Below are 22,026 nucleotides of genomic sequence, written 5' to 3' on the forward strand. Positions count from 1 at the left end.
GTCAGCGCCAGCGGCCGGCCGCGCTCAGCACGGCGATGGCGGCCGGGCCGGCACTCGAGGACCGCAGCACGGTGTCGCCCAGCCGCACCGTCAGGGCGCCGGCCGCCTCGAACGCCGCGACCTCCTCGGGCGTGATCCCGCCCTCCGGGCCGACCACGACCAGGACGTCCCCCGTGGCCGGGAGCACCTGGGTGGCGAGGCTCCGGGTGGCGTCCTCGTGGAGCACGTATGCCGCCGCGGCGCCGGTGACGCGGGCCGCGAGCGCCTTGATGGTGACCAGGTCCGCGACGACCGGGACGCGCGCGCGCCGCGACTGCTTGGCGGCCGCCACCACGGTGGACTCCCACTTGCGGCGGGCCCTGTCGGCGCGCTCGCCGCGCCACTGGACGATGCTGCGGGACGCCTGCCACGGCACGACCTCGTCGACCCCGAACTCCGTCGCCGCCTCGATGGCCTGGTCATCCCGGTCGCCCTTCGCGAGCGCCTGCACGAGGACGAAGCGGGGCTGGGCCTCGGGCTCGTGGTCGACCTCGACCACGCTGAGCTCCAGCTCGGCCTTGCCGGAGGCGACCACCGCGCAGGTGAGCCGCAGCCCGGCTCCGTCGGCGAGCAGGACCTGCTCCCCGACGCCGATCCGCCGGACGGTCGCCGCGTGCCGCCCCTCCGGGCCGTCGAGCACGACCCGGCCGCCCACCGCGGCGCCGACGACGACGGTGGGGTCGACGAGGAACAGGGGCAGCGTCACGACGGTCGGCTGCTACTTGACCTTGAAGGCGTCGCGCAGCTTGCCGAACAGGCCCGGGTGGGCCGGGGACAGCCGACCCTCGGGTCGCTCCTCGCCGCGCAGGGCTGCGAGCTCGCGCAGCAGGGCCTCCTGCTGCTCGTCGAGGCGGGTCGGCGTCTGCACGTTGGCGTGGATGATGAGGTCGCCGCGGCCGGTGCCCCGCAGGTGCGTGACGCCGAGCCCGCGCAGGGTCATCGCGTCGCCGGCCTGGGTGCCCGACTTGATCTCCAGCTCGTTGGTGCCGTCGAAGGTCTCGAGCTTGACCGTCGTGCCCAGCGCTGCTGCCGTCATCGGGAGCTCGACCGTGCAGTGCAGGTCGTCACCGCGACGCTGGAAGGTCTGGTGGGGGCGGACCGCGACCTCGACGTAGAGGTCACCGGCCGGGCCGCCGCCCTGGCCGACCTCGCCCTCCCCGGCGAGCTGGATCCGGGTGCCGGTGTCGACGCCCGCGGGGACCTTGATGGTGAGGGTGCGCCGGGTCCGGACCCGGCCGTCACCGGAGCACTCGAAGCAGGGGCTGACCAGGACCTCGCCGTAGCCCTGGCAGGTGACGCAGGGACGGGTCGTCATGACCTGGCCGAGGAACGAGCGCTGCACCTGCTGGATCTCACCGCGGCCGCCGCAGACGTCGCAGGTGCGCCGGGAGGTGCCCGGCTGGGCCCCGTCGCCGTGGCACGTGGAGCAGACCACGGCGGTCTCGATCGCGAGCTCCTTCTCCGCACCGAACACCGCGTCCGCGAGGTCGATGTCGAGGCGGATCAGGGCGTCCTGGCCGCGGCGCTGGCGCGACCGGGGGCCGCGCTGCGCCTGGCCCGCACCGGCGCCGAAGAAGGCGTCCATGATGTCGCTGAACGAGAAGCCCTGGCCGAAGCCGGCCGCGCCACCGGCATACGGGTCGGATCCCATGTCGTAGGAGCGGCGCTTGTCGGCGTCCGAGAGCACGTCGTAGGCCTGCGAGACCTTCTTGAACTGCTCCTCGGCCTCGGGGCTGGGGTTGACGTCAGGGTGCAGCGTCCGCGCCTTCTTGCGGTAGGCCCGCTTGATGTCCTCGGGGCTGGCGTCCCGGGACACGCCCAGGTCCTGGTAGTAGTCGTTCAACGCGATGTCCTTGGTGTCACAGGGGGTGGAGTCAGGCAGGCTGACGTTCGGGGCAGCGGGTCGACGCGCGTCACTGCGCGAGGATCCGGGAGACGTACGTGGCCACGGCCCGCACCGACGCCATCGTCGTGGGGTAGTCCATGCGAGTGGGGCCGAGCACGCCCAGCCCGGCCACGAGCTCCGAGCCCGAGCCGTACTCCGTCGAGACGACGGACGTGGACTGGAGGCCGGCGAAGGGGTTCTCGTGGCCGATCCGCACCGAGACGGCGTCGGAGGTCTCCCGAGCCGTGCCGAGCAGCTTGAGCAGCACGACGTGCTCCTCCAGCGCCTCGAGCACGGGGCCGATGCTGAGCGGGAAGTCGGTGCCGACCCGCGCGAGGTTCGAGGTGCCCGCCAGCACCACCCGCTCTTCGCGCTCCTCGACGAGCGCGTCGTCGAGGGACTGCACGACCGAGCGCACCAGGTCACGGTCCGCGGGCTCGAACTCGTCGGCGAGGCTGGCCAGGGACGCGGCGGCCCCCACCAGGCGCTGCCCGACGGCCCTGGCGTTGACCTTGGCGCGGACCAGGCCGAGCAGCGCCTCGCCGTCGGCGTCGGACAGGTCGTGCGGGGTCTCGATGACGCGCTGCTCGACCCGGCCGGTGTTGACGATCAGCACGACCATGAGCCGGCTGGGACCCATCGGCACGAACTCGATGTGGCGCACCGTGGACCTGGTCAGCGAGGGGTACTGCATCACGGCGACCTGACGGGTCAGTGAGGCCAGCAGCCGCACGGTCCGGTCGACGACGTCGTCGAGGTCGACCGCCCCTTCCAGGAACTGCGCGATGGCGGCCCGCTCGGCGGCGGTCATCGGCTTGACCGAGCTGAGCCGGTCGACGAAGAGCCGGTAGCCGGCGTCCGTGGGCACGCGACCGGCACTGGTGTGGGGAGCGGCGATCAGCCCCTCCTCCTCCAGCGCGGCCATGTCGTTGCGCACGGTCGCGGCGGACACGCCAAGCTGGTGGCGGTCGAGCAGCGACTTCGACCCCACCGGCTCGGAGGTCTGGACATAGTCCTGCACGATCGCGCGCAACACTGCGAGACGACGTTCCTCACTCATCGAAGACCTCCTCGACCACTCAAGGTCCGACAACGGACACGGCGTTGGGCAGCTGGCACTGGCACTCAGGCTCAGCGAGTGCCAAGTCTACGTTGTTCCCGGGCCGGAACCAGCACGGGCGGCGCGCCCACGTCGCGAAGGCGCGGGCGCGGCATACCCTGCCTCGGTGTCCGACCGTTATGGCTCCGATGTCCTGTCCGGCGACTGGAAGGTCCCCCCGCGCGGGCGCTCCCGCGAGGTCGAGGCCGAGACCGGCCTGGTCGTCGAGGACGTCGAGACCGGCTGGTGCGGCGCGGTCGTCCGCGTGGAGAAGGCCGGCGGGATGCGCGTGGTCCACCTCGAGGACCGGCGCGGACGCACCAAGGGCTTCCCGATGGGGCCGGGGTTCCTCCTCGACGGCGCTCCGGTCGTGCTGACGCCACCGACGGCGGCCGCCCGCGCCCAGCTGGCCGAGGCCCGCGCCGCCGCCTCCCGCACCGCCTCCGGGTCGCGGACGGTCGCGGGTGCTCGCGCCAAGGTGGCGAGCGGGTCGCGGATCTTCGTCGAGGGCCGCCACGACGCCGAGCTCGTGGAGAAGGTCTGGGGCGCCGACCTCCGGGTCGAGGGGGTGGTCGTCGAGATGCTTGACGGCGTCGACGACCTCGTGGGTGCCATCGCCGAGTTCCAGCCCGGCCCGGGACGCCGGATGGGGGTGCTCGTCGACCACCTGCTGCCCGGCACCAAGGAGCACCGCGTCGTGCAGGCCGCCGCCGTCGGTCCGTATGCCGCGCACGTCCGCGTGCTCGGCCACCCCTACGTCGACGTGTGGCAGAGCGTGCGTCCCGAACGGCTGGGGCTGTCCGCCTGGCCGGTCATCCCGCGCGGCCAGTCGTGGAAGGACGGCATCTGCGACCACCTGGGGTGGCCGCACGACACCCAGGCCGACATCGCCCGGGCCTGGAAGCAGATCCTCGGCACGGTCCGCTCCTACGCCGACCTCGAGCCGACCCTGCTCGCCAGCGTCGAGGAGCTGATCGACTTCGTGACGGAGCCGGGGCACTGAGGCAGGCGGGGGGCGGGGCACGTCAGGGTCGGCCCTGACCTGCCCCTGACGGGACCCCCGGTCGGACCCCGAAAGACGTTCTCCCGGGGGCCCGGATGCGTTTCACTGGAGGCAGCACCCACGGAGACGACGGAGAGAGCAATGACCGACCAACCGCAGCAGCCGGAGCCGCAGCCGGGCTATGGCAGCCCCCAGCGGCCGATGTCCCCGCAGGACGAGAAGACCTGGGCCACCCTCGTGCACCTGTCACCCTTCGCGTCCGCCGTGGTCGGGATGCCCTTCCTGGGACCGCTGGTCATCTACCTGGTGCTGCGTGACAGGGGTCCGTTCATCAGGCACCACACGGCGCAGGCGCTGAACTTCCAGCTCGTCCTGCTGGTCGCCTACGTGGGCCTCGGTCTGCTGTCCCTGCCGATCGTGACGCTGATCATCACGGTGCCCCTCCTGATCGCCGTGGCTATCGCGTCCGTGGTCTTCCAGATCATCGCGGCGGTCAAGGCCAACAACGGTGAGTGGTACCGCTACCCGATGACCCCCGACTGGGTGAAGTGATCCGGGCGGGTCTCAGCGCAGGCCGAGGAGCCGTCGCACGACGGTGTCGGTGAGCAGCCGGCCCTGCCTCGTGAGCACCACCCGCTGACGACGCAGCGCCGCTGTCGGGTCCACGAGCCCCTCGGCGATCAGGCCGGCGACGGCCACTCGTCCGTCGTCGTGCAGGTCGTCGATCGGGAGCCCGTCGACCAGCCGCACGCCCAGCAGGACGCGCTCGTCGTGGCGCTGCTCGTCGGTGAGCGTCTCGCGGCCGTGCGCCGGGCTCAGCCCCTCGCCGACCCGCGCCGCGTACGCGTTGGGGTGCTTGACGTTCCACCACCGCACTCCCCCGACGTGACTGTGCGCTCCGGGGCCGATGCCCCACCAGTTGCCGTCGGCCCAGTAGCCCTCGTTGTGGCGGCAGCGGGCCTCGTCGCGCAGCGCCCAGTTGCTGACCTCGTACCAGCCGTAGCCGGCTGAGGTGAGGTGCTCGTCGGCGATCTCGTACTTGGCCGCCTCGTCGTCGTCCTGCGGCGCGGGCACCTGACCACGCCGCACCTGGGCGGCGAGCTTGGTGCCCTCCTCGACTACCAGCGCGTAGGCCGAGACGTGGTCGGGGGCCAGGGACGTGACGGCGTCGAGGCTGGTGCGCCAGTCGTCCAGCGACTCCCCCGGTGTGCCGTAGATGAGGTCGAGGCTGACCTGGAGGCCCGCGGCCCGCGCGGCCCGGACCGCTCGCTCGACGTTGGCCGGGTCGTGGGTGCGCTCCAGGGTGCGCAGCACGTGGGGCACCGCCGACTGCATGCCCAGCGACACCCTGGTGAAGCCGGCGGCGGCGAGCACCTCGAGCCCTTCGGGCGTCACCGAGTCGGGGTTGGCCTCGGTGGTCACCTCGGCGTCGGGAGCGAGCCCGAAGCCCGCGCGGATGCCGTCCAGCATCCGCGCCAGGTCGACGGCGGCCAGCATCGTGGGGGTGCCTCCGCCGACGAACACCGTGTCGACCGTGGGCGCTTCGCCCAGGACGGTCCGGGCCAGCGACAGCTCGCGCAGGGCCGCGTCCGCGAAGGTGGCCACGCTCGCACCGTCGACCCCCAGCTCGGTCAGGGTGTACGTGTTGAAGTCGCAGTAGCCACACCGCACCGAGCAGAACGGCACGTGCAGGTAGATGCCGAACGGGTGGTGCTCGAGGGACCCGAGTGACGCCTGCGGCAACCGTCCGTCGGACGGCGCCGGGTCACCGTCGGGGAGGGCGCTGGGCATGGCTCCATCCTCGCAGGCGACTGCCAGTGGCCCTGACCCGGCGTGTCTCGGCGACACGCCGCAGGCCGAGCAAATGGACCCGGAATCTCGGGGAAATCTGGGCCGAACCCCTTGTCGCGGACCGGTCCCTCGATTAGAAATATGCCTACGCACTCGCTTCGGCGAGAGCGTCGATCAGGACCTCGGTCCTGGTCGTAGAGGGCCTCGGAAACTCATACTTTCCGAGGCCCTCACCTATTGCCCCCGAAGGCCCCTCGCGGCTCGGTCCGCAGGCTCCCCGTAGGGTCGAGCCGTGACCACACCCCGCTGGATCGAGCTCGACGGCGTCGTCAACATGCGCGACGTCGGTGGCCTGCCGACCACTGACGGTGGAGTCGTGGCCACCGGCCGGCTGCTGCGCTCCGACAACCTCCAGGACCTCAGCGACGCCGACGTCGAGGCCCTCGAGCAGCTCGGGGTCACCGATGTCGTCGACCTGCGCAGCAACGTCGAGCTGACGCTCGAGGGTCCCGGGCCGCTGCGGGCCCGTGACCTGACGCACCACCACCACTCGCTGTTCCGCGACGACGTCCACGCGGTCAGCGCGCAGGAGGCGCTGGTGCTGCCCTGGTCGAAGCAGGACCAGCAGAAGGCCGACGCCCAGCCCCGCCTCGACGACGACTACTGGGCCAGCCACTACCTCGGCTACCTGACCCACCGGCCCGACTCGGTGAGTGCCGCCCTGGCCGTGGTCGCACGGAGCCGGGGGGCGACGATCGTGCACTGCGCCGCCGGCAAGGACCGCACCGGGACCGTCGTCGGCCTGGCCCTCTCGGTCGCCGGCGTGAGTGATGACGACGTCGTCGCCGACTACGTCGCGACGGGCGAGCGCATCGAGCGCATCATGGCCCGGCTGCTGGCTCGTCCCGCCTACAGCGAGGCACTCCAGGACCAGCCCGTGGACCACCACCGCCCGCGGCCGGAGACCATGCGACGGATCCTCGAGGTGCTGGCCGAGCGGCACGACGGAGCCGCCGGGTGGCTGCGCGCCCAGGGATGGTCGGCCGACGACGTCACCGAGCTGCGGACCAGCCTGCGCGGCTGAGCCAGCCCGCGCGGCATACCGGGTCGTCGCCGGGCGGCCACGGCTCAGCGCGAGGGCTTGTCCGTCACCCAGAGTCGGATGGTGCCCTGCACGACCGCTGTGCCGTCGTCGCGGACTCCCTTGACCCGCACCGGGATCTCGACGTCACCCTCGCGCGCCCAGTCGGCCGGGTCAGTCTCCGCGATGCAGGTGATGTCGCTCGTCGCCTTGGCGGTGTACTCGACCTCCATGCCCTTCGGGATCCACCGGCGGGTGCTCGGGATCGTCGCCTCGGCGAGGGCGCCCATCGCTGCCTCGAGCCCGTTGCAGATCGCGATGACGTGGACGGTGCCGATGTGGTTCTGCACCCGGCGACGCTTCCTGATGGTCAGCTCGGCGCGGTGGGGGCCGAGCTCGACGAACCGCGGCCGCGCGGTGCGGAAGTAGGGCGCCGCCTGTTCGAAGACGAGCGAGAACAGCAGCTTGCCCCGGGGGTATGCCGCGAGGCGCCGGTAGAGCGCGTAGGTGTCGACCATGCGGCAGACATTACCCGTCGGTAACCTCGTCGGCGCGGGTCCCCTACTTCTTGGTCGCGGCGTCGTTCGACAGTGCTGCGATGAAGGCCTCCGGGGGCACCTCGACGCTGCCGATGTTCTTCATCCGCTTCTTGCCGGCCTTCTGCTTCTCGAGCAGCTTGCGCTTGCGGCTGATGTCACCGCCGTAGCACTTCGCCAGGACGTCCTTGCGGATCGCCCGGATGTTCTCGCGGGCGATGATGCGCGAGCCGATGGCCGCCTGGATGGGCACCTCGAACTGCTGGCGCGGGATGAGGTCCTTGAGCTTGCCGGCCATCATCACGCCGTAGGCGTAGGCCTTGTCCTTGTGGACGATCGAGCTGAACGCGTCGACGGCCTCGCCCTGCAGCATGATGTCGACCTTGACGAGGTCGGCCTCCTGGTCGCCGTCGGGTTCATAGTCGAGCGAGGCGTAGCCGCGGGTGCGCGACTTGAGCTGGTCGAAGAAGTCGAAGACGATCTCGGCGAGCGGCAGCGTGTAGCGCATCTCCACGCGCTCCTCGGAGAGGTAGTCCATGCCGCGCAGGGTGCCGCGCTTCTGCTGGCAGAGCTCCATGATCGCGCCGATGAACTCGGTCGGCGCGAGGACCGTCGCCCGCACGACGGGCTCGGTCACCGAGGTGACCTTGCCGTAGGGGAACTCGCTGGGGTTGGTGACGGTGAGCTTCTTGCCGTCGTCCATCGTGACCTCGTAGACCACGTTGGGGAGCGTCGAGATGAGGTCGAGGTCGAACTCGCGCTCGAGCCGCTCGCGGACGATCTCGAGGTGGAGCATGCCGAGGAACCCGATGCGGAAGCCGAAGCCGAGCGCCGCCGAGGTCTCCGGCTCGTAGACCAGCGCCGCGTCGTTGAGCTTGAGCTTGTCGAGGGCGTCACGCAGGTCGGGGTAGTCCGAGCCGTCGATCGGGTAGAGACCCGAGAAGACCATCGGCTTGGGGTCGCGGTATCCCCCGAGGGCCTCCTTGGCGGGCTTGGCGGCGTTGGTGACGGTGTCGCCGACCTTGGACTGGCGCACGTCCTTCACCCCGGTGATGAGGTAACCCACCTCACCCACGCCCAGACCCTTGGCCGGGGTGGGCTCGGGCGAGCTGACCCCGATCTCGAGGAGCTCGTGGGTCGCCTTGGTCGACATCATCGCGATCTTCTCGCGGGGGTTGAGGTTGCCGTCGATGACACGGACGTAGGTGACGACACCGCGGTAGGTGTCGTAGACCGAGTCGAAGATCATCGCGCGGGCGGGCGCGTCGGCGTCGCCGGTCGGCGGAGGCAGCTGCTTGACGATCTCGTTGAGCAGTGGCTCGACGCCGACGCCGGTCTTGCCCGAGACGCGCAGGCAGTCCTCGGGCTCACAGCCGATCAAGCCGGCCAGTTCCTCGGCGAACTTCTCCGGCTGCGCTGCGGGCAGGTCGATCTTGTTGAGCACCGGGATGATCGCGAGGTCGTTCTCCATGGCGAGGTAGAGGTTCGCCAGGGTCTGCGCCTCGATGCCCTGCGCCGCGTCGACGAGCAGCACGGCGCCCTCGCAGGCGGCCAGCGACCGCGACACCTCGTAGGTGAAGTCGACGTGCCCGGGGGTGTCGATCATGTTGAGGGCGTAGGTCGTGCCGTCGAGCTCCCACGGCATGCGGACGGCCTGGCTCTTGATCGTGATGCCGCGCTCGCGCTCGATGTCCATCTTGTCGAGGTACTGGGCGCGCATGTCGCGGCCGTCGACGACGCCGGTGATCTGGAGCATCCGGTCGGCCAGCGTCGACTTGCCGTGGTCGATGTGGGCGATGATGCAGAAGTTCCGGATCAGGTCCGGCGGCGTTGCGTGCGGCTGCAGCGCGGTGCGGGCCATCGGGGACACGGGTGCTTCGAACCTCACGGGCGTCGGGGACTTACGGAACGGCCCATCCTCCCACGCGAGCGGGTGTGCCCGTGACGCAGCGTCAGCCCGACGACTCGCGCAGCCTCGCGAGGGCCACGTCCGGCGCCTCCTCGGCCGGCGCCTCGACGTCCGGGCGGATGCCGTGCCCCTCCCAGTTCCCCCGGTGAAAAGGCTCACCGAGCGGGCGATCGGCAGCGTCAGCTCGAGGTGGGGGTGGACGACGAGTCCGAGGCGGGGCCGCGCGAGCCTGACCACGGGGTGCTCGTGAGCGTCTTCCAGGCCCGGACGCCCTGACGGGGCAGGTCAGGCGGGCTGCGCCTGCTGGGTGCGGCGGGACGAGCGCTGCAGGAGCGCCGACCAGACCGCGATGCCGATCCCCGCGACGGCGAGGATGCCGCCGACCCGCGAGGGCCACTCGTAGCCGAGGCCGGCGGAGAGCACGATCGACCCGAGCCAGGCCCCGAGGGCATTGGCGATGTTGAGCGTGGAGTGGTTCAGCGCGGCCGCGAGCGCCTGTCCCTCGTGGGCCACGTCCATGAGACGCGTCTGCAGCATCGGGACGAGCACGCTCGGCAGGAGCCCCAGCAGGAAGACCGCTGCGAGCGCGGTGGCCATCGACGCCTTCACGGCGGGGCCGAACAGGAAGAGCATCACCGCGATCGTGACCAGCGACCCGTTGATGGCGCGCAGCAGGCCGATCCGCGACACCGGTCCGGAGAGGAGCGCCCCGACCGTCATGCCGACGCCGTAGAGGGCGAGGATCAGCGGGATCGTGGCCCGGCCGAACCCGCCGAGCTCGGTCATGGTCGGCGAGATGTAGGAGAACGTGGCGAACATCCCGCCGAAGCCGACCGTGCCGATGCCCAGGGCCAGCCAGACCTGCGGGCGCTTGAGCGCCGACAGCTCCGAGGCCATGGACACCCCGCCGTCAGGGGGGCAGAACGGCACCCAGCGCCATACCGCCAGGACGGTGAGCAGCGCGATCACGCCCACGGCGGCATACGGCCACTGCCACCCGTAGGCCTGGCCGATCCGGGTGGTGACGGGCACCCCGACGATGTTGGCCACGGTGAGGCCGGTGATCATCATCGAGACGGCCCAGGTGCGCCGGTGGGCGGGGACCAGCGAGGCCGCCACGAGGCTGCCCACGCCGAAGTAGGCGCCGTGCGGCAGGCCGGACAGGAAGCGCGCCGCCATGAGGAGGCCGTAGCTGTCGGCGAACGCGGACAGCACGTTGGCCACGGCGAAGGCGCCCATCAGCCAGAGGAGCAGGCGCTTGCGCGGCATCCTGGAGCCGAGGGTGGCCAGCACCGGGGCGCCGACGACGACCCCGGCCGCGTAGGCGGAGACCACGTGGCCGGCGGTCGGGATGTCGATGCCCACCCCTTCTGCCACCTCGGGGAGCAGGCCCATCGTCACGAACTCCGTGGTGCCGATCGCGAACCCCCCGACGGCCAGGGCCAGCAGGGCGAGGTTGACGTGCGTCGGGCGGACGACGGCGTCGACACCGAGGTCGCGGGACGGGTCGGCAATGGCGTCGGTCACGCGGGTGCAACGACGGGGCGCGCCCGGGACATTCCCGACCGGGCCCGGCCTTTAGAGTCGGACCCGACCGCCGACCGCACGAGGGGACCATGTCCGAACCCATCCAGTACGCCACACCGCCTGCGACCCCGTTCGCGCCCGCAGCCGGTGCGACCCAGCGCTACCGAAGGCAGGTGCGATCACACCTGCGGCACCCCCTGGAGAACCTCTGCCTCGTGGTCGTGATCCTCGGGTCGTTCCTCGTGTGGGCCGTCTCGACCTACGAGGTGGCCTCGGCGATCATCGACCGCCGGCAGCCCGACCCGTACGCCGTCCTCTTCCTGGCCGCGCCGGTCATCATCTACTTCGTCCGTGGCCAGCTGTACGCCCGGCTGCGGCTGTCCGGGGTGAAGATCTCCCCCACGCAGTACCCCGAGGCTCACCAGATGCTCCTCGACGCCTGTGCCCACTACGGCTTGCCCAAGGTTCCCGACGCCTACGTGGTCCTCGGCAACGGCATGATCAACGCGGCGGCGTCGGGTCACGGGTTCCGGCGGTTCATCTTCGTCTACAGCGACCTGTTCGAGATCGGTGGCCAGGCCCGCAACCCCGAGGCACTGCGCTTCATCCTCGGCCACGAGGTCGGCCACATCGCGGCCGGCCACACCAGCTACTGGCGGGTCCTGGCGATCAGCGGCGCCCAGTGGATCCCGTTCGTCGGGTCCACGCTCAGCCGCAGCCAGGAGTACACCGCCGACAACTTCGGTTACTCGCTCGTCCCCCACGGCAGCGCCGGGGCCATGTCGACGCTCGCAGCCGGCAAGTACCTCAACCGGACCGTCGACGTGAACGTCCTGGCCGACCGGGCCACCACCGAGAAGGGCTTCTTCGTCTGGGTCGTCAACGCCCTCGCCTCGCACCCCGTGCTGGTCTGGCGCTCCCACGCGCTGCGCGACCGACGTCGTCCGGGCCGCCTGCTGTGGAGGCCCAAGGACCGACCGTGACGCAGGAGCCCGACTACCGCAACACCGTCACCCGACCAGCGTTCGCCGAGCTGCCGGCCCCGGTGCGGGCCGGCATCGAGTCGGCCGCCGGGTCCGTCGTCGACGTCGCCTTCCCCTCGGTCACGACGGGGTTCACCGGCGCGTATGCCGGGTTGCTGGCGCTGGGGGACGGTCGCCGCGTGTTCGCCAAGGCGGCCGGCCCGCTGGCTCCCTTCGCGCTGGAGGCCATCCCGCGTGAGGCACGCATCCTCGGGCAGCTCGACGGGCGGGTCACCGCCCCCGCACTGGTCGGGGCGGCCGCCGTCGGGGACTGGCAGCTGCTGGTGCTCGAGGCCATCGAAGGGCGCCTGCCGGGCATGCCGTGGACGGCGGCCGACGCCGAGGCGGCGCACGGGGCCTGCCTCGAGCTCGCCGCGCTCGAGCCCACCGACGTGGCCGCCCTGACCGACTCCTCCCTGGCTGCCGACGTCGGGGCCGACCCGATGGCCCTGGCCTGCCTCGACGAGCTGGCGAGCGGCGCGCGGTCCTGGCCGGACGGCATACCCCCGCTGACGCCGGACCACGCGCGGGAGCTCGCGCGGCTCGGCGGGCTGGCCGGCCAGGCCCTGGCCGGGGAGCGCCTGGTCCACTGCGACCTGCGACCCGACAACATGCTGGTCACCCCGGCCGGGCGCGCACGGGTCGTCGACTGGAACTGGGTCACGCGCGGGCCGGTGTGGTGCGACTGGGTCGGCCTGCTGCCGTTGATGGCGCACCACGGGCTGGACGTCGAGCGGATGGCGGCGCGGTCGCCGCTGCTGGAGGGGGTCGACGCGGAGGCGGTGGATGCGTTCCTCGCGATCCTCGTGGGATACCTCGTCGATGCCTGCGTGCAGCCGACGGTGCCGGGCTCGCGGAGTGCGGTGCGCGCTCACCAGCGACACATGGCGCGCACCTTCACGGCGCTGGTGGCCAGCCGCCGCGGCTGGGCGCAGGTCTGACGGCCGAACGCCCCCCAGCATCCGCACCACGCCAGTAGCGTGGCCGACATGGGGGACGCGACGCGCACGATGGTCAGGCAGGACGGCTGGCTGCGGCGGTTCGTCAGGTGGCTGACCGACGCCTACCCGGGTGACTTCGTGGGGCTGCCCGAGATGGAGTACTCCCCCGTCCCCGACGGAAGGCCCGACCCCGGAGAGGTGGTCTGGACCTGGGTGCCGTTCGAGGACGACCACCGCAAGGGCAAGGACCGCCCCGTGCTCCTCATCGGGCGCGACGGTCGCTGGCTGCTCGGTGTCATGCTCACCACCAAGCTGCGGGTGGGCACGGACGAGCGGCGACGGCAGCCGTCCGGCCGGGTCCCCGTCGGCGTCGGGGCCTGGGACCGGCAGCGACGACCGAGCGAGGCCAGGGTCGACCGCATCATCCGGGTGAAGCGCAGCAAGATCCGGCGGGAGGGCGCGGCCATCGACGCGGAGCGCTTCGCCGCGGTGGCCGCCGGCGTGCGCCGCAACGCCTGAGTCGCCGCGGTCGCCCGTCAGGACCAAGGGCCCTGCCCGCCGGGTCGCCACCGGTGGTGGGGTGGGTGGGTCAAGGAGGTTGACCATGGCCCACCCGGTGATCCACTTCGAGCTCGGCGCCCCCGACGGCGCGGACTTGGCACGCTTCTACGAGAAGCTCTTCGGCTGGGAGGTCACACCCAGTGGTCCCGAGTACTGGCTGCTCGTGCCCGGAGGAGGTGGCATCGGCGGCGGCGTCATGCAGACGTCCGGCGGCATGCCGCCCTACCTCACGATCTACATCGCCGTCGACGACCTGGAGCAGGCGCTGCGGGACGCGCAGGCCCTCGGCGCGTCGAGCGCAGTGCCACCCATGGAGGTCCCCGGCGTCGGACGCTTCGCGCTCGTGAACGACCCGGCAGGGCACCTGATCGGGCTCATGGAGCAGGTGGCTGCACCTCCGGAGCAGGTGGCTGCACCTTCGGGGCAGGTGGCTACAGCTCCGGAGTAGACGCCCCTCAGCTGCCCGCTGTTCCGGCGGGACGGACGTGGGCGAGACCGCCGGCAGGGCGGCGTCCCTGCCGGGCGAGCCGTCCCACACCCGTGCGGCTAGCGTGTCGGGCCATGGCTTCCCTTCGCTCACGACTGTCCCGGCTCTGGCGCCAACCCGACGCACCGGCCAGCCGGTCCACGGGGAAGACCACGGGCACGACCACTGGCCGACGCGCAGCACCCACGACCCCCGGCAGCTACCCCGGCGACTTCACCGGGGTTCCCGACCTGACCTACGCGCCCCACCCGGACGGGCAGCCTGACCCCGGCGAGATCGTGTGGACCTGGGTCCCCTACGAGGAGGACCACCGCCAGGGCAAGGACCGCCCGGTCCTGCTGGTGGGACGAGACGGTGCGTGGTTGCTGGCCCTGATGCTGACCAGCAAGGACCACGACCGCGACCACGACCAGGAAGCCCGCCAGGGCCGGCACTGGCAGGACATCGGGTCCGGCGCCTGGGACAGCAAGGGCCGACCCAGCGAGGTGCGGGTCGACCGCGTCCTGCGGGTGGATCCGCTGGCGGTCCGGCGCGAGGGCGCCGTCCTCGACCGCGCCACGTTCGCACAGGTGGCGGACGCAGTGCGTGCGGTGCACTGACCGCTAGAAGCCCGTCGGCTCGGTCTCCAGCTCTGGCTCGCGAGGGCGGGCCTCGTGGTGCAACGGCCGCAGACCGGTCGTCTCCTCGAGCCAGACCAGGGCGTCGTACCGGCCACCCATCACCGTCGGGACGTAGTTGCCCGCCTCGCGAGCCGGGTGGTAGACCACCCCGACCGCTCGATGACCCAGCCGCGACGACAGCCACGGCCCCGACCGGTCGTCGCCGAACACGAGCACCGCGTCGTGGTCGAGCGCACGGTGGAGCAGGTCCTCGTGGCTCCCGTGACGGGCCACCGGCAGCGGCAGGAGCTGCTCGGGGTCACCCCACCCCGCCGCGGCGATGACCGACCCACGGTGTGAGGCAAACCCCACCAACGCCACGCCCTCCCCGGCATGCCGCTCCCGGACCAGCTGCCCGACCGTGACCAGACCCGCGGAAGCCATGTCGGTCGCCCGGGCGTCCCCGACATGGGTGTTGTGCTCCCACACCAGGCCCTTGGAGCCCGGGCCCAGGTGCTCGGCCAGCCGGTCGATCGTGTCGGCCATGTGGACGTCGCGGATGTTCCACGACTGCCGGTCGCCCCGCACCATGATGCGGTAGTAGTGCTCCGCGTCGGTCACCACCTCCGCGTTCTGGGCGGCGTCGAAGGCGCTCTCGTCCGAGGTGCGGTCCCGGGTGGGGTCGCCGGTTGTGCCGCGGGTGAGGTCGCGGGCCCGGCGACGGGTCTCGGTGAGCAGGGCGACCACGTCGGACTCGCACGAGGTCGGGACCAGCCTGGTGCTCCACGCGTACTGGTGGGGATCCTCGCCATAGGGAAGGAAGCACTGCCACGCCCGCATCGCCGTGGGGAGCGCATCCGGCGCGTGGGTCTCGAGCCAGGCCATCGTCGCGCGCAGGGAGTCCCACAACGAGTACACGTCCAGGCCGTAGAAGCCGACCCGCTCCGGCTCCGGCCGGGACCGGTTCCACTCGTGCAGCCAGTCGAGGAAGTCGGCGACCTCGTGGTTCGCCCACATCCACGTGGGCCACCGCTCGAACCCGGCGAGCAGGTGGCGCGCATCCAGGTCCTGGTGCTCCTGTCCGCGCACCCACCGGTTGATCCGCCAGCAGTCCGGCCAGTCGCCCTCCACCCCGATCCAGGTGAACCCGTGCTCCTGGATCAGCCGACGACTCAGCTCGGCCCGCCACCGGTAGTACTCGTGGGTGCCGTGCGACGCCTCACCGAGGCACGCGAACCGCGCGGACCCCACCCGCTCGACCAGCGCATCCAGGTGGCTGGCCGAGGACAGTGGTCGGGCGAGCGCCCGGATCTGCGCGATGACGTCCGACTCGAGCACGACCGCTCGCTGGTCGTTCATCGCGGGAGCCCCACGGCGGGAGCGTCGTGCGGGACGACGAGGTGCTGGAGGAACCAGTCGCGGGCCAGGATGGCGGCCTCGGCCAGCGTGCCGGGTTCCTCGAACAGGTGCGTGGCGCCCTCCACGACCGAGAGCCGGCTGGGGCACCGCAGCCTGGCCAGGGCTTGTCGGTTCAGGTCGAGCACCACCTCGTCGTCGCCCCCGACGACCAGCAGGGTCGGGGCCCTGACGTCACCCAACCGGGCCCCGGCCAGGTCCGGCCGCCCACCGCGCGAGACGACCGCGGCGATACCGGCGGCGGGTGCCGCGGCCGCCACGAGGGCCGCTGCTGCCCCGGTGCTCGCGCCGAACAGCCCGATCGACGTGGTCCTCGCGACCTCGGGGCGGTTCCGCAGCCAGGCCGTGGCCGCGACGAGGCGGTCGGCGAGCAGGTCGATGTCGAAGACGAACTGGCGGTCGCGCTCCTCGTCGGGCGTCAGCAGGTCCATGAGCAGCGTGCCCATCCCCGCCTCGAACAGGACCGACGCCACGAACCGGTTGCGTGGACTGTGTCGGCTGCTGCCGCTCCCGTGCGCGAACAGCACGACCCCGGCCGGCTGCTCTGGCAGGTGCAGGTGGCCCCTGAGGACGACACCGTCGACCGGGACCTCGACCTCCTCGTCGCAGTCAGGCGCCTCGCCGGCCGCCCTCCCCTGCCGCCGTCGTCGTTCGGCCGCGTCCAGCAGGACCACCACCTCGTCGTCGGTCGTGGGCGAGAAGTCGCGGTAGTGCCGTCCGACCGCAAGGAACGGCCGCGGCGTGGACACACACACGACGTCGTCGAACCCGTCGAACCCGTCGAGGAGGGCGACCGGCCCCACCGGGACCCCGAGCACCACCTTCCTCGCCCCGAGGTGACGGGCCACCTGACCCGCCACCCGCGCGGTCGACCCCGTCGCGACGCCGTCGTCGACGATGACTGCGGTGCGACCGTTGAGGTCCACCCGCTCCCGGCCGCGCCGGAACCGGGCGACGCGCGCCTCGAGGGTCTTGCGCTCGCGGCGCTCGACGGCATCGACGTCCTGCGACGTGACCCCGGCGCGGCGCACCAGGTCGGTGTCGACGACGCGGAACCCGCCCTCGCCGATCGCCCCCATGGCCAGCTCCGGCTGGAACGGGACGCCGAGCTTGCGCACCACGATGACGTCCAACGGCAGGTCCAGCGCGGTCGCCACCTCGAACGCCACGGGCACCCCGCCACGGGGCAGCCCGAGCACGACCGCATCCTGACCGAGCAGGGGCTTCAGCTGTCGGGCCAGTCGCCGCCCGGCATCCACCCTGTTGACGAACTCCACCGGCACCACCCTCGTCCGAGCCAGGATCCTGACCCGATGATCGCCGCAGGGCTCGCGTCCGGGCAGTGCCGTTGGTCCCTACCCGCCGTCGTGGGCCGGAGCCGGAGGGCGGGAACGCGAAAGGGCCGGTCACCCCGTGGGGTGACCGGCCCTTGCTGCCGTGGAGGCGACTCGCGTCAGAGCGAGGCGGCCTTCTTCGCCATGGCCGACTTCTTGTTGGCGGCCTGGTTGGCGTGGATGACGCCCTTGCCAGCGGCCTTGTCGAGCTTCTTGCTGGCGGTCGCGAGGGCTTCCTTCGCCGCCGCTGCATCGCCGGCGTCGACGGCCTTCTGGAACTTGCGGATCCAGGTCTTGAGCTCGCTCTTGACGGCCTTGTTGCGCTCGGTCGCCGTGCGGTTCGTCTTGATCCGCTTGAGCTGGGACTTGATGTTTGCCACAGGTGTGTCTCTCTTGGTTGGTCGGTGGTTGCCGTTAGAGGGCGGCAGAAGCCTCTCGGGACCAGGCGTGGGGCACCTGTGGTTGAGGGGCTCTGGATGAAGCTGCATGCGCGCACGACCATGCGCGCACGCGACGGGTAAATCTACCAGCGAGGAGCCCACTCCCCCAAAACGTCACCGCGGACGTCACGGCGGACGTCATCGACCGGTGCGGGCCCGGGTGATCGTGAGCACGGCTCGCTCGACGGCGTAGACCGGGTCGCGGCCGCCACCCTTGACCTCGAAGTCGGCGTGGGCCACCGCCTGGATCGCCTCGGCGAGCCCCTCGGGGCCCCAGCCGGCGAGCCCACGACGGGCCTTGTCGACCTGCCACGGCGCCATGCCCAGGTCGCGAGCCACCTCGGCGGACCGACCGCGCCCCGCCGCGCCGACCTTGACCAGCTGACGCAGCTGCTGGGCGAGCACCGCCACGATGGGCACCGGGTCGACGCCAGTGGCGATCGCGTGCCGCAGCAGGCGCAGCGCCTCGCCGGCGTTGCCGGACACCGCCGCATCGGCCACCTTGAAGCCGGTCGCCTCGACCTTGCCCCCGTGGTACTTGGCCACGAGCTCCTCGTCGATCGTGCCGGTGGTGTCGGCCACGAGCTGCTGGCAGGCGGCAGCGAGCTCACGGACGTCCTTGCCGACCGCCTCGATGAGCGCACGGACGGCGTCCGGGGTGGCTCGGCGTCCCGCCGCCCGGAACTCGTGCATGGCGAAGTCGGTCTTGTCACGGTCGGACTTGATGGCCGGGGCCTCGAGCACCCGCGCCTGGGACTTCTTGAGGGTGTCGAGCACCTTCTTGCCGCGCTGGCCCGACTTGTGGGTGACGACCAGGGTGACGTCCGGCTCGGGCGCGGCGAGGAAGGCCAGCAGGTCTTCCTGCAGCTCGTCGGGAGCCTCGTCGAGGTCGGCGACAACGATGCACTTCGCGCCCCCGAACAGCGACGGGCTCGCGTGCATGCCCAGCGCGCCGGCCTCGTAGGTCTCGGCGGCGAGCCGGATCACCTCGATCTCGGGGTCGGTGGACCGCAGGTCGTCGAGGGTGGCGCCCAGCGCCCGGTCGGCGATGACGGCCTCGGGGCCCGAGATCAGCACGAGGGGCGGGACGCTGCGCGTCGCGGTGGCGGTCACGGGGCACAGCCTCCCATGACCGACCGACAGGTCCGCTCGGTCACCCGCCGGGGCAGTACGCGTCGCCGGCGGGCAGGTCCGGGTGGATCGGTCCCTCCCTGTCACCGACCGATCCCGCGGCGGTGCGGCCGGCGCGGACGGCGATCACCTCGGCCAGGATCGCCACGGCGATCTCGCCCGGCGCGTTCGCGCCGATGTCGAGCCCGATCGGCGCGTGCACCGTGGCGAGCGCGTCCTCGGTCACCCCGTGGTCCAGCAACCAGGTCCGCCGCCGGTCCTGGGTGCGACGGGACCCCATCCCCCCGACGTATGCCGTGCCAGCCTCCAGTCCCGCTCGGATCGCCGGGCCGTCCACCCCGTCGTGGTGGCTCGTCACCACCAGCGCGTCGACACCTGAAGGGAGCTCGGGGTCGTCCGTGGAGGTCGTGACCAGCCACCCGAGCGGGCCCGCCAGGGAGACCAGCGCCTCGGCCACCGGACCGTCACCGACGACGTGCAGTGCACAGGGACCAGTCATGCCGTCAGTATCGCTCACCGCGCACGCGGACAGGGTCCGGATGGAACCGCCCAGGACCGGCTACTCGAACGAGAGCGTGGCCGCCCCGGACGCCTCGAGGCCGAGACCCTTGAGCCGGGCGGCCACCACGTCGGCGGGCAGCTCGAGGCTCTCGGCGAGCTCGTCGACCGACAGGCCCAGCTCCACCCCGTCGCGCAGCTCCTCGTCGGACTCGGCCGTCCAGGCGTGGCCGGACGTGACCGCGGTCCGGGCCGACTCGGCCGGCGGCGGCGCATCGGCGACCGGTCGCGGGTGCTCGGTGGCGTCCTCGCCCGTCCCACCCATCGTCGTCCCGACCAGGGCACCGGTGATGCCACGCAGCGCCGGCTCGTGCACCTCCACCGGCGGGGCGGCGGTCTCGTCCAGCCGGCGCAGGGCGGCGAGCACCCGCTCGCGGTCGGTGGTGGGCCAGAACGGGGGCAGCGAACGCTGGAGGAACCCGGCATACCTCGCGGTCACCATGCGGGAGTCGAGGAAGGCGACCACGCCGCGGTCGTCCGCGCGGCGGATCAGCCGCCCGGCGCCCTGGGACAGGCGTAGCGCGGCGTGAGTGGCGGAGACGGCCATGAAGCCGTTGCCACCCATCCGGGCGATCGCCTGCGAGCGCGCCGACGACAGCGGGTCGTCGGGTCGCGGGAAGGGGATCCGGTCGATGATCACGAGCTGGCACGCCGTGCCGGGGACGTCGACGCCCTGCCACAGGGTCAGCGTGCCGAAGAGGCAGGTGCGGGGGTCGCGGGCGAACTGCCGCACCAGGGTGGTGATCTGGTCCTCGCCCTGGCAGAGGAAGCCGATGTCGCCGTCGAACCTCTCGCGCATCGCCTCGGTCGCCTCCTTGGCCGCCCGCATGGAGGAGAACAACCCGAGGGTGCGTCCGCCCGCCGCCCGCACGAGCGCCTCGATCTCGTCGAGCGTCTGCTCGCTCAGGCCGTCGCGGCCGGGCGCAGGAAGGTGCTGGGCGACGTAGGCGATCGCCTGCTGGGGGTAGTCGAACGGGCTGCCCACGTCGAGCCCGCGCCACTGCGGGGCCCCCTCGCCGCGCAGCCCCATCGTGCCGGCCACGGCGTCGAAGGTGCCGCCGAGCTCGAGGGTGGCCGAGGTCATGACCACGGTGCGGTCACCGAAGACCTTGTCGCGCAACAACATCGCGACGCTCATCGGCGCGACGCGCAACACCGATCCGCGTCGCTGGTCGCGGCTGACCCAGACGACGTCGAGGTCGCGTTGCTCCAGGATGCGGGACGAGTTCTCGAACATCTCGTCGATGGCGGCCTGGGCCACCTTGCGGGCGCCGTCGGGCTCGACCCCCTTCTCGGGCTTGAGCTCCGACTGCACCTGCCGCGTCGTGTCCCGCACCCGGGCGAGGGCCAGGGACAGCGCATCGGGTATGCCGTTGAGCTTGCCCTCGGGGAGCTCGTCGAGGACGGACTGGAGGAAGACCGAGGCGTCGTCGACGGCCTCGGTGGACTCGGCCATCCGGCCGGCCCGCTTGGCTGCCGCCGCCACCATCGAGGGGGTGATCTCGTCGGTGATGGTGGAGGTCACCCGGTCGACCAGCTCGTGCGCCTCGTCGACGACGAGCAGGTCGTGCTCGGGCAGCATCTGCCGACCCTCGAACGAGTCGATCGCCATGAACGAGTGGTTGGTGACGATGACGTCGCAGTCCTTGGCGGCCTCCCGCGAGCGCTCGACGTAGCAGTCGGCGAACGCGGGGCACTTGCTCCCCATGCACTCGTGGGCACTGACCGACACCTGGCGCCAGGCCCGCTCGCTCACCCCGGGCACCAGCTCGTCGCGGTCGCCGGACTCGGTGGTCTCGGCCCACTCGCGCAGGCGGACCACCTCCTGGCCGAGCCGGGACGCCGCGCGGTCCACCTCGCCGACCTCGAACAGCCCGTCCTCGTCGTCGGGGAAGCCGCCCTCGAGCTTGTGGGCGCACAGGTAGTTGCGCCGTCCCTTGACCAAGCCGTAGGTGGGTCGCTTCCCGAGCAGTGGCGCGACCGACTCGGCCAGCCGAGGCATGTCGCGGTCGACGATCTGGGCCTGCAGGGCCAGGGTCGCGGTCGCGACGACCGCCGGCTTGCCCGTCTTCTGGGCGTGCATGACGGCCGGGATCAGGTAGGCCAGTGACTTGCCGGTGCCGGTGCCCGCCTGCACCAGCAGGTGCTCGTCCCTCGCCACGGCGTCCTCGACGGCGTGGGCCATCTCGACCTGGCCCGGTCGCTCGACTCCTCCGACTCCCTGGACGGCGGCGTGCAACAGGTCGTCGAGTGAAGCCATTGGGTCAGCGTATGCCGTGGCGTGGGGTGAGTTGGTCGACCGTCCCCACCGGGCCCCGAAACGAGCGTGGCCCCGGCGCCACGAAGAGCGCCGGGGCCACTGTGGGGCCGTGTCGTGTCACCTCTCGGGCACCCACGCCGGGACCGGGACCCCGTTCCCGGTCAGGTTGTCGCAGGCGACGAACTGGGTCCCCACGCGCTCCGGCGAACAGAAGTAGATGGCGGTCGTCGGCGGCGCCGGGGTGTCGATCCGACCGGGGTCCTGCCGTGCTGCGGCCGGCAGCGCGCCCAGGGCGACGGCGACCGTGGTGGCGACGAGGATGCGCCGGGCGCGGCGGCTGCGTCGGCCCGAGGTGACGGTGGTCTGGCTGGCGTTCATGGTGTGCTCCTGGTGTGCTGAGAGGTGAT

General features: G+C 72.0%; 22 protein-coding genes. 8 read left to right on the top strand and 14 right to left on the bottom strand.

Going from position 1 to position 22,026, the window contains the following annotated elements; all coding sequences use genetic code 11:
• Position 1: 1 nt before the first annotated feature.
• The 3 genes from ABD262_RS15800 to hrcA all read right to left on the bottom strand — a co-directional run bounded on the left by ABD262_RS15800 (position 2) and on the right by hrcA (position 2,984).
• Positions 2-745, bottom strand: a complete 744-nt coding sequence (locus ABD262_RS15800) for a 16S rRNA (uracil(1498)-N(3))-methyltransferase (RefSeq protein ID WP_344138339.1) — start codon at positions 743-745, stop codon at positions 2-4.
• Positions 746-757: 12 nt separating this feature from the next.
• Positions 758-1,882 (bottom strand): molecular chaperone DnaJ, encoded by a 1,125-nt coding sequence (gene dnaJ, locus ABD262_RS15805; protein WP_344138341.1) that lies wholly within the window; start codon positions 1,880-1,882, stop codon positions 758-760.
• Between the two features lie 70 nt (positions 1,883-1,952).
• The gene (gene hrcA / locus ABD262_RS15810; protein ID WP_344138343.1) at positions 1,953-2,984 is read right to left on the bottom strand and encodes a heat-inducible transcriptional repressor HrcA; all 1,032 of its coding nucleotides are present in this window, start codon (positions 2,982-2,984) and stop codon (positions 1,953-1,955) included.
• Between the two features lie 166 nt (positions 2,985-3,150).
• On the opposite strand from hrcA, the gene ABD262_RS15815 reads away from it, so the two are divergent.
• Together ABD262_RS15815 and ABD262_RS15820 are read left to right on the top strand one after the other, a co-directional pair.
• Entirely contained in the window at positions 3,151-4,026 is an 876-nt protein-coding gene (locus tag ABD262_RS15815) for a DUF3097 domain-containing protein (RefSeq protein WP_344138345.1), read from the top strand.
• A gap of 141 nt (positions 4,027-4,167) precedes the next feature.
• On the top strand, positions 4,168-4,578 hold the full coding sequence (locus ABD262_RS15820; protein WP_344138347.1) for a DUF4870 domain-containing protein: 411 nt from the start codon (positions 4,168-4,170) through the stop codon (positions 4,576-4,578).
• 12 nt (positions 4,579-4,590) lie between these two features.
• Here the strand turns inward: ABD262_RS15820 and hemW are convergent, their stop codons facing one another.
• Positions 4,591-5,817 (bottom strand): radical SAM family heme chaperone HemW, encoded by a 1,227-nt coding sequence (gene hemW / locus ABD262_RS15825; protein ID WP_344138349.1) that lies wholly within the window; start codon positions 5,815-5,817, stop codon positions 4,591-4,593.
• Positions 5,818-6,109: 292 nt separating this feature from the next.
• Here hemW and ABD262_RS15830 point away from each other — a divergent pair, with 292 nt between their 5' ends.
• Positions 6,110-6,901, top strand: a complete 792-nt coding sequence (locus tag ABD262_RS15830) for a tyrosine-protein phosphatase (protein WP_344138351.1) — start codon at positions 6,110-6,112, stop codon at positions 6,899-6,901.
• 44 nt (positions 6,902-6,945) lie between these two features.
• Here the strand turns inward: ABD262_RS15830 and ABD262_RS15835 are convergent, their stop codons facing one another.
• From ABD262_RS15835 to ABD262_RS15845, 3 genes are all read right to left on the bottom strand, one after another.
• The gene (locus ABD262_RS15835) at positions 6,946-7,416 is read right to left on the bottom strand and encodes a hotdog fold domain-containing protein (protein ID WP_344138353.1); all 471 of its coding nucleotides are present in this window, start codon (positions 7,414-7,416) and stop codon (positions 6,946-6,948) included.
• Between the two features lie 43 nt (positions 7,417-7,459).
• Positions 7,460-9,295: a translation elongation factor 4 gene (gene lepA, locus ABD262_RS15840; protein WP_344139985.1), complete on the bottom strand. Its 1,836-nt coding sequence runs from the start codon at positions 9,293-9,295 to the stop codon at positions 7,460-7,462.
• A gap of 333 nt (positions 9,296-9,628) precedes the next feature.
• Positions 9,629-10,870, bottom strand: a complete 1,242-nt coding sequence (locus ABD262_RS15845) for an MFS transporter (protein WP_344138355.1) — start codon at positions 10,868-10,870, stop codon at positions 9,629-9,631.
• An 89-nt stretch (positions 10,871-10,959) separates the two neighbouring features.
• Here ABD262_RS15845 and ABD262_RS15850 point away from each other — a divergent pair, with 89 nt between their 5' ends.
• The 5 genes from ABD262_RS15850 (at position 10,960) to ABD262_RS15870 (ending at position 14,480) form a co-directional block, all read left to right on the top strand.
• Positions 10,960-11,853, top strand: a complete 894-nt coding sequence (locus ABD262_RS15850) for a M48 family metallopeptidase (protein ID WP_344138357.1) — start codon at positions 10,960-10,962, stop codon at positions 11,851-11,853.
• The gene (locus ABD262_RS15855; protein WP_344138359.1) at positions 11,850-12,833 is read left to right on the top strand and encodes a phosphotransferase family protein; all 984 of its coding nucleotides are present in this window, start codon (positions 11,850-11,852) and stop codon (positions 12,831-12,833) included. The genes ABD262_RS15850 and ABD262_RS15855 overlap by 4 nt, the downstream gene beginning before the upstream one ends.
• 48 nt (positions 12,834-12,881) lie before the next feature.
• Entirely contained in the window at positions 12,882-13,352 is a 471-nt protein-coding gene (locus tag ABD262_RS15860; RefSeq protein WP_344138361.1) for a type II toxin-antitoxin system PemK/MazF family toxin, read from the top strand.
• An 85-nt stretch (positions 13,353-13,437) separates the two neighbouring features.
• Complete coding sequence (locus tag ABD262_RS15865) at positions 13,438-13,842, top strand: VOC family protein (RefSeq protein WP_344138363.1); 405 nt, start codon at positions 13,438-13,440, stop codon at positions 13,840-13,842.
• A 113-nt stretch (positions 13,843-13,955) separates the two neighbouring features.
• The gene (locus ABD262_RS15870) at positions 13,956-14,480 is read left to right on the top strand and encodes a type II toxin-antitoxin system PemK/MazF family toxin (protein ID WP_344138365.1); all 525 of its coding nucleotides are present in this window, start codon (positions 13,956-13,958) and stop codon (positions 14,478-14,480) included.
• A gap of 3 nt (positions 14,481-14,483) precedes the next feature.
• Here the strand turns inward: ABD262_RS15870 and ABD262_RS15875 are convergent, their stop codons facing one another.
• The 7 genes from ABD262_RS15875 to ABD262_RS15905 form a co-directional block, all read right to left on the bottom strand.
• Complete coding sequence (locus tag ABD262_RS15875; protein ID WP_344138367.1) at positions 14,484-15,839, bottom strand: erythromycin esterase family protein; 1,356 nt, start codon at positions 15,837-15,839, stop codon at positions 14,484-14,486.
• Positions 15,836-17,173: a phosphoribosyltransferase family protein gene (locus ABD262_RS15880; RefSeq protein WP_344138369.1), complete on the bottom strand. Its 1,338-nt coding sequence runs from the start codon at positions 17,171-17,173 to the stop codon at positions 15,836-15,838. Before ABD262_RS15880 ends, ABD262_RS15875 begins: the two co-directional genes overlap by 4 nt.
• A 176-nt stretch (positions 17,174-17,349) precedes the next feature.
• The gene (gene rpsT, locus ABD262_RS15885) at positions 17,350-17,610 is read right to left on the bottom strand and encodes a 30S ribosomal protein S20 (protein WP_344138371.1); all 261 of its coding nucleotides are present in this window, start codon (positions 17,608-17,610) and stop codon (positions 17,350-17,352) included.
• A 198-nt stretch (positions 17,611-17,808) separates the two neighbouring features.
• Positions 17,809-18,783 carry a DNA polymerase III subunit delta gene (holA, locus tag ABD262_RS15890; protein ID WP_344138373.1) on the bottom strand — a complete coding sequence of 325 codons (975 nt, stop codon included), beginning with the start codon at positions 18,781-18,783 and terminating at the stop codon, positions 17,809-17,811.
• 40 nt (positions 18,784-18,823) lie between these two features.
• Complete coding sequence (locus tag ABD262_RS15895; protein ID WP_344138375.1) at positions 18,824-19,300, bottom strand: XdhC family protein; 477 nt, start codon at positions 19,298-19,300, stop codon at positions 18,824-18,826.
• Between the two features lie 60 nt (positions 19,301-19,360).
• Positions 19,361-21,619 carry an ATP-dependent DNA helicase gene (locus ABD262_RS15900; protein ID WP_344138377.1) on the bottom strand — a complete coding sequence of 753 codons (2,259 nt, stop codon included), beginning with the start codon at positions 21,617-21,619 and terminating at the stop codon, positions 19,361-19,363.
• Positions 21,620-21,736: 117 nt separating this feature from the next.
• A complete protein-coding gene (locus ABD262_RS15905) occupies positions 21,737-21,997 on the bottom strand; it encodes a hypothetical protein (protein WP_344138379.1) in 261 nt (86 codons plus the stop codon).
• Positions 21,998-22,026: the final 29 nt, after the last annotated feature.

The sequence above is a fragment of the Pedococcus bigeumensis genome (assembly GCF_039531795.1).
Taxonomy (GTDB): domain Bacteria; phylum Actinomycetota; class Actinomycetes; order Actinomycetales; family Dermatophilaceae; genus Pedococcus; species Pedococcus bigeumensis.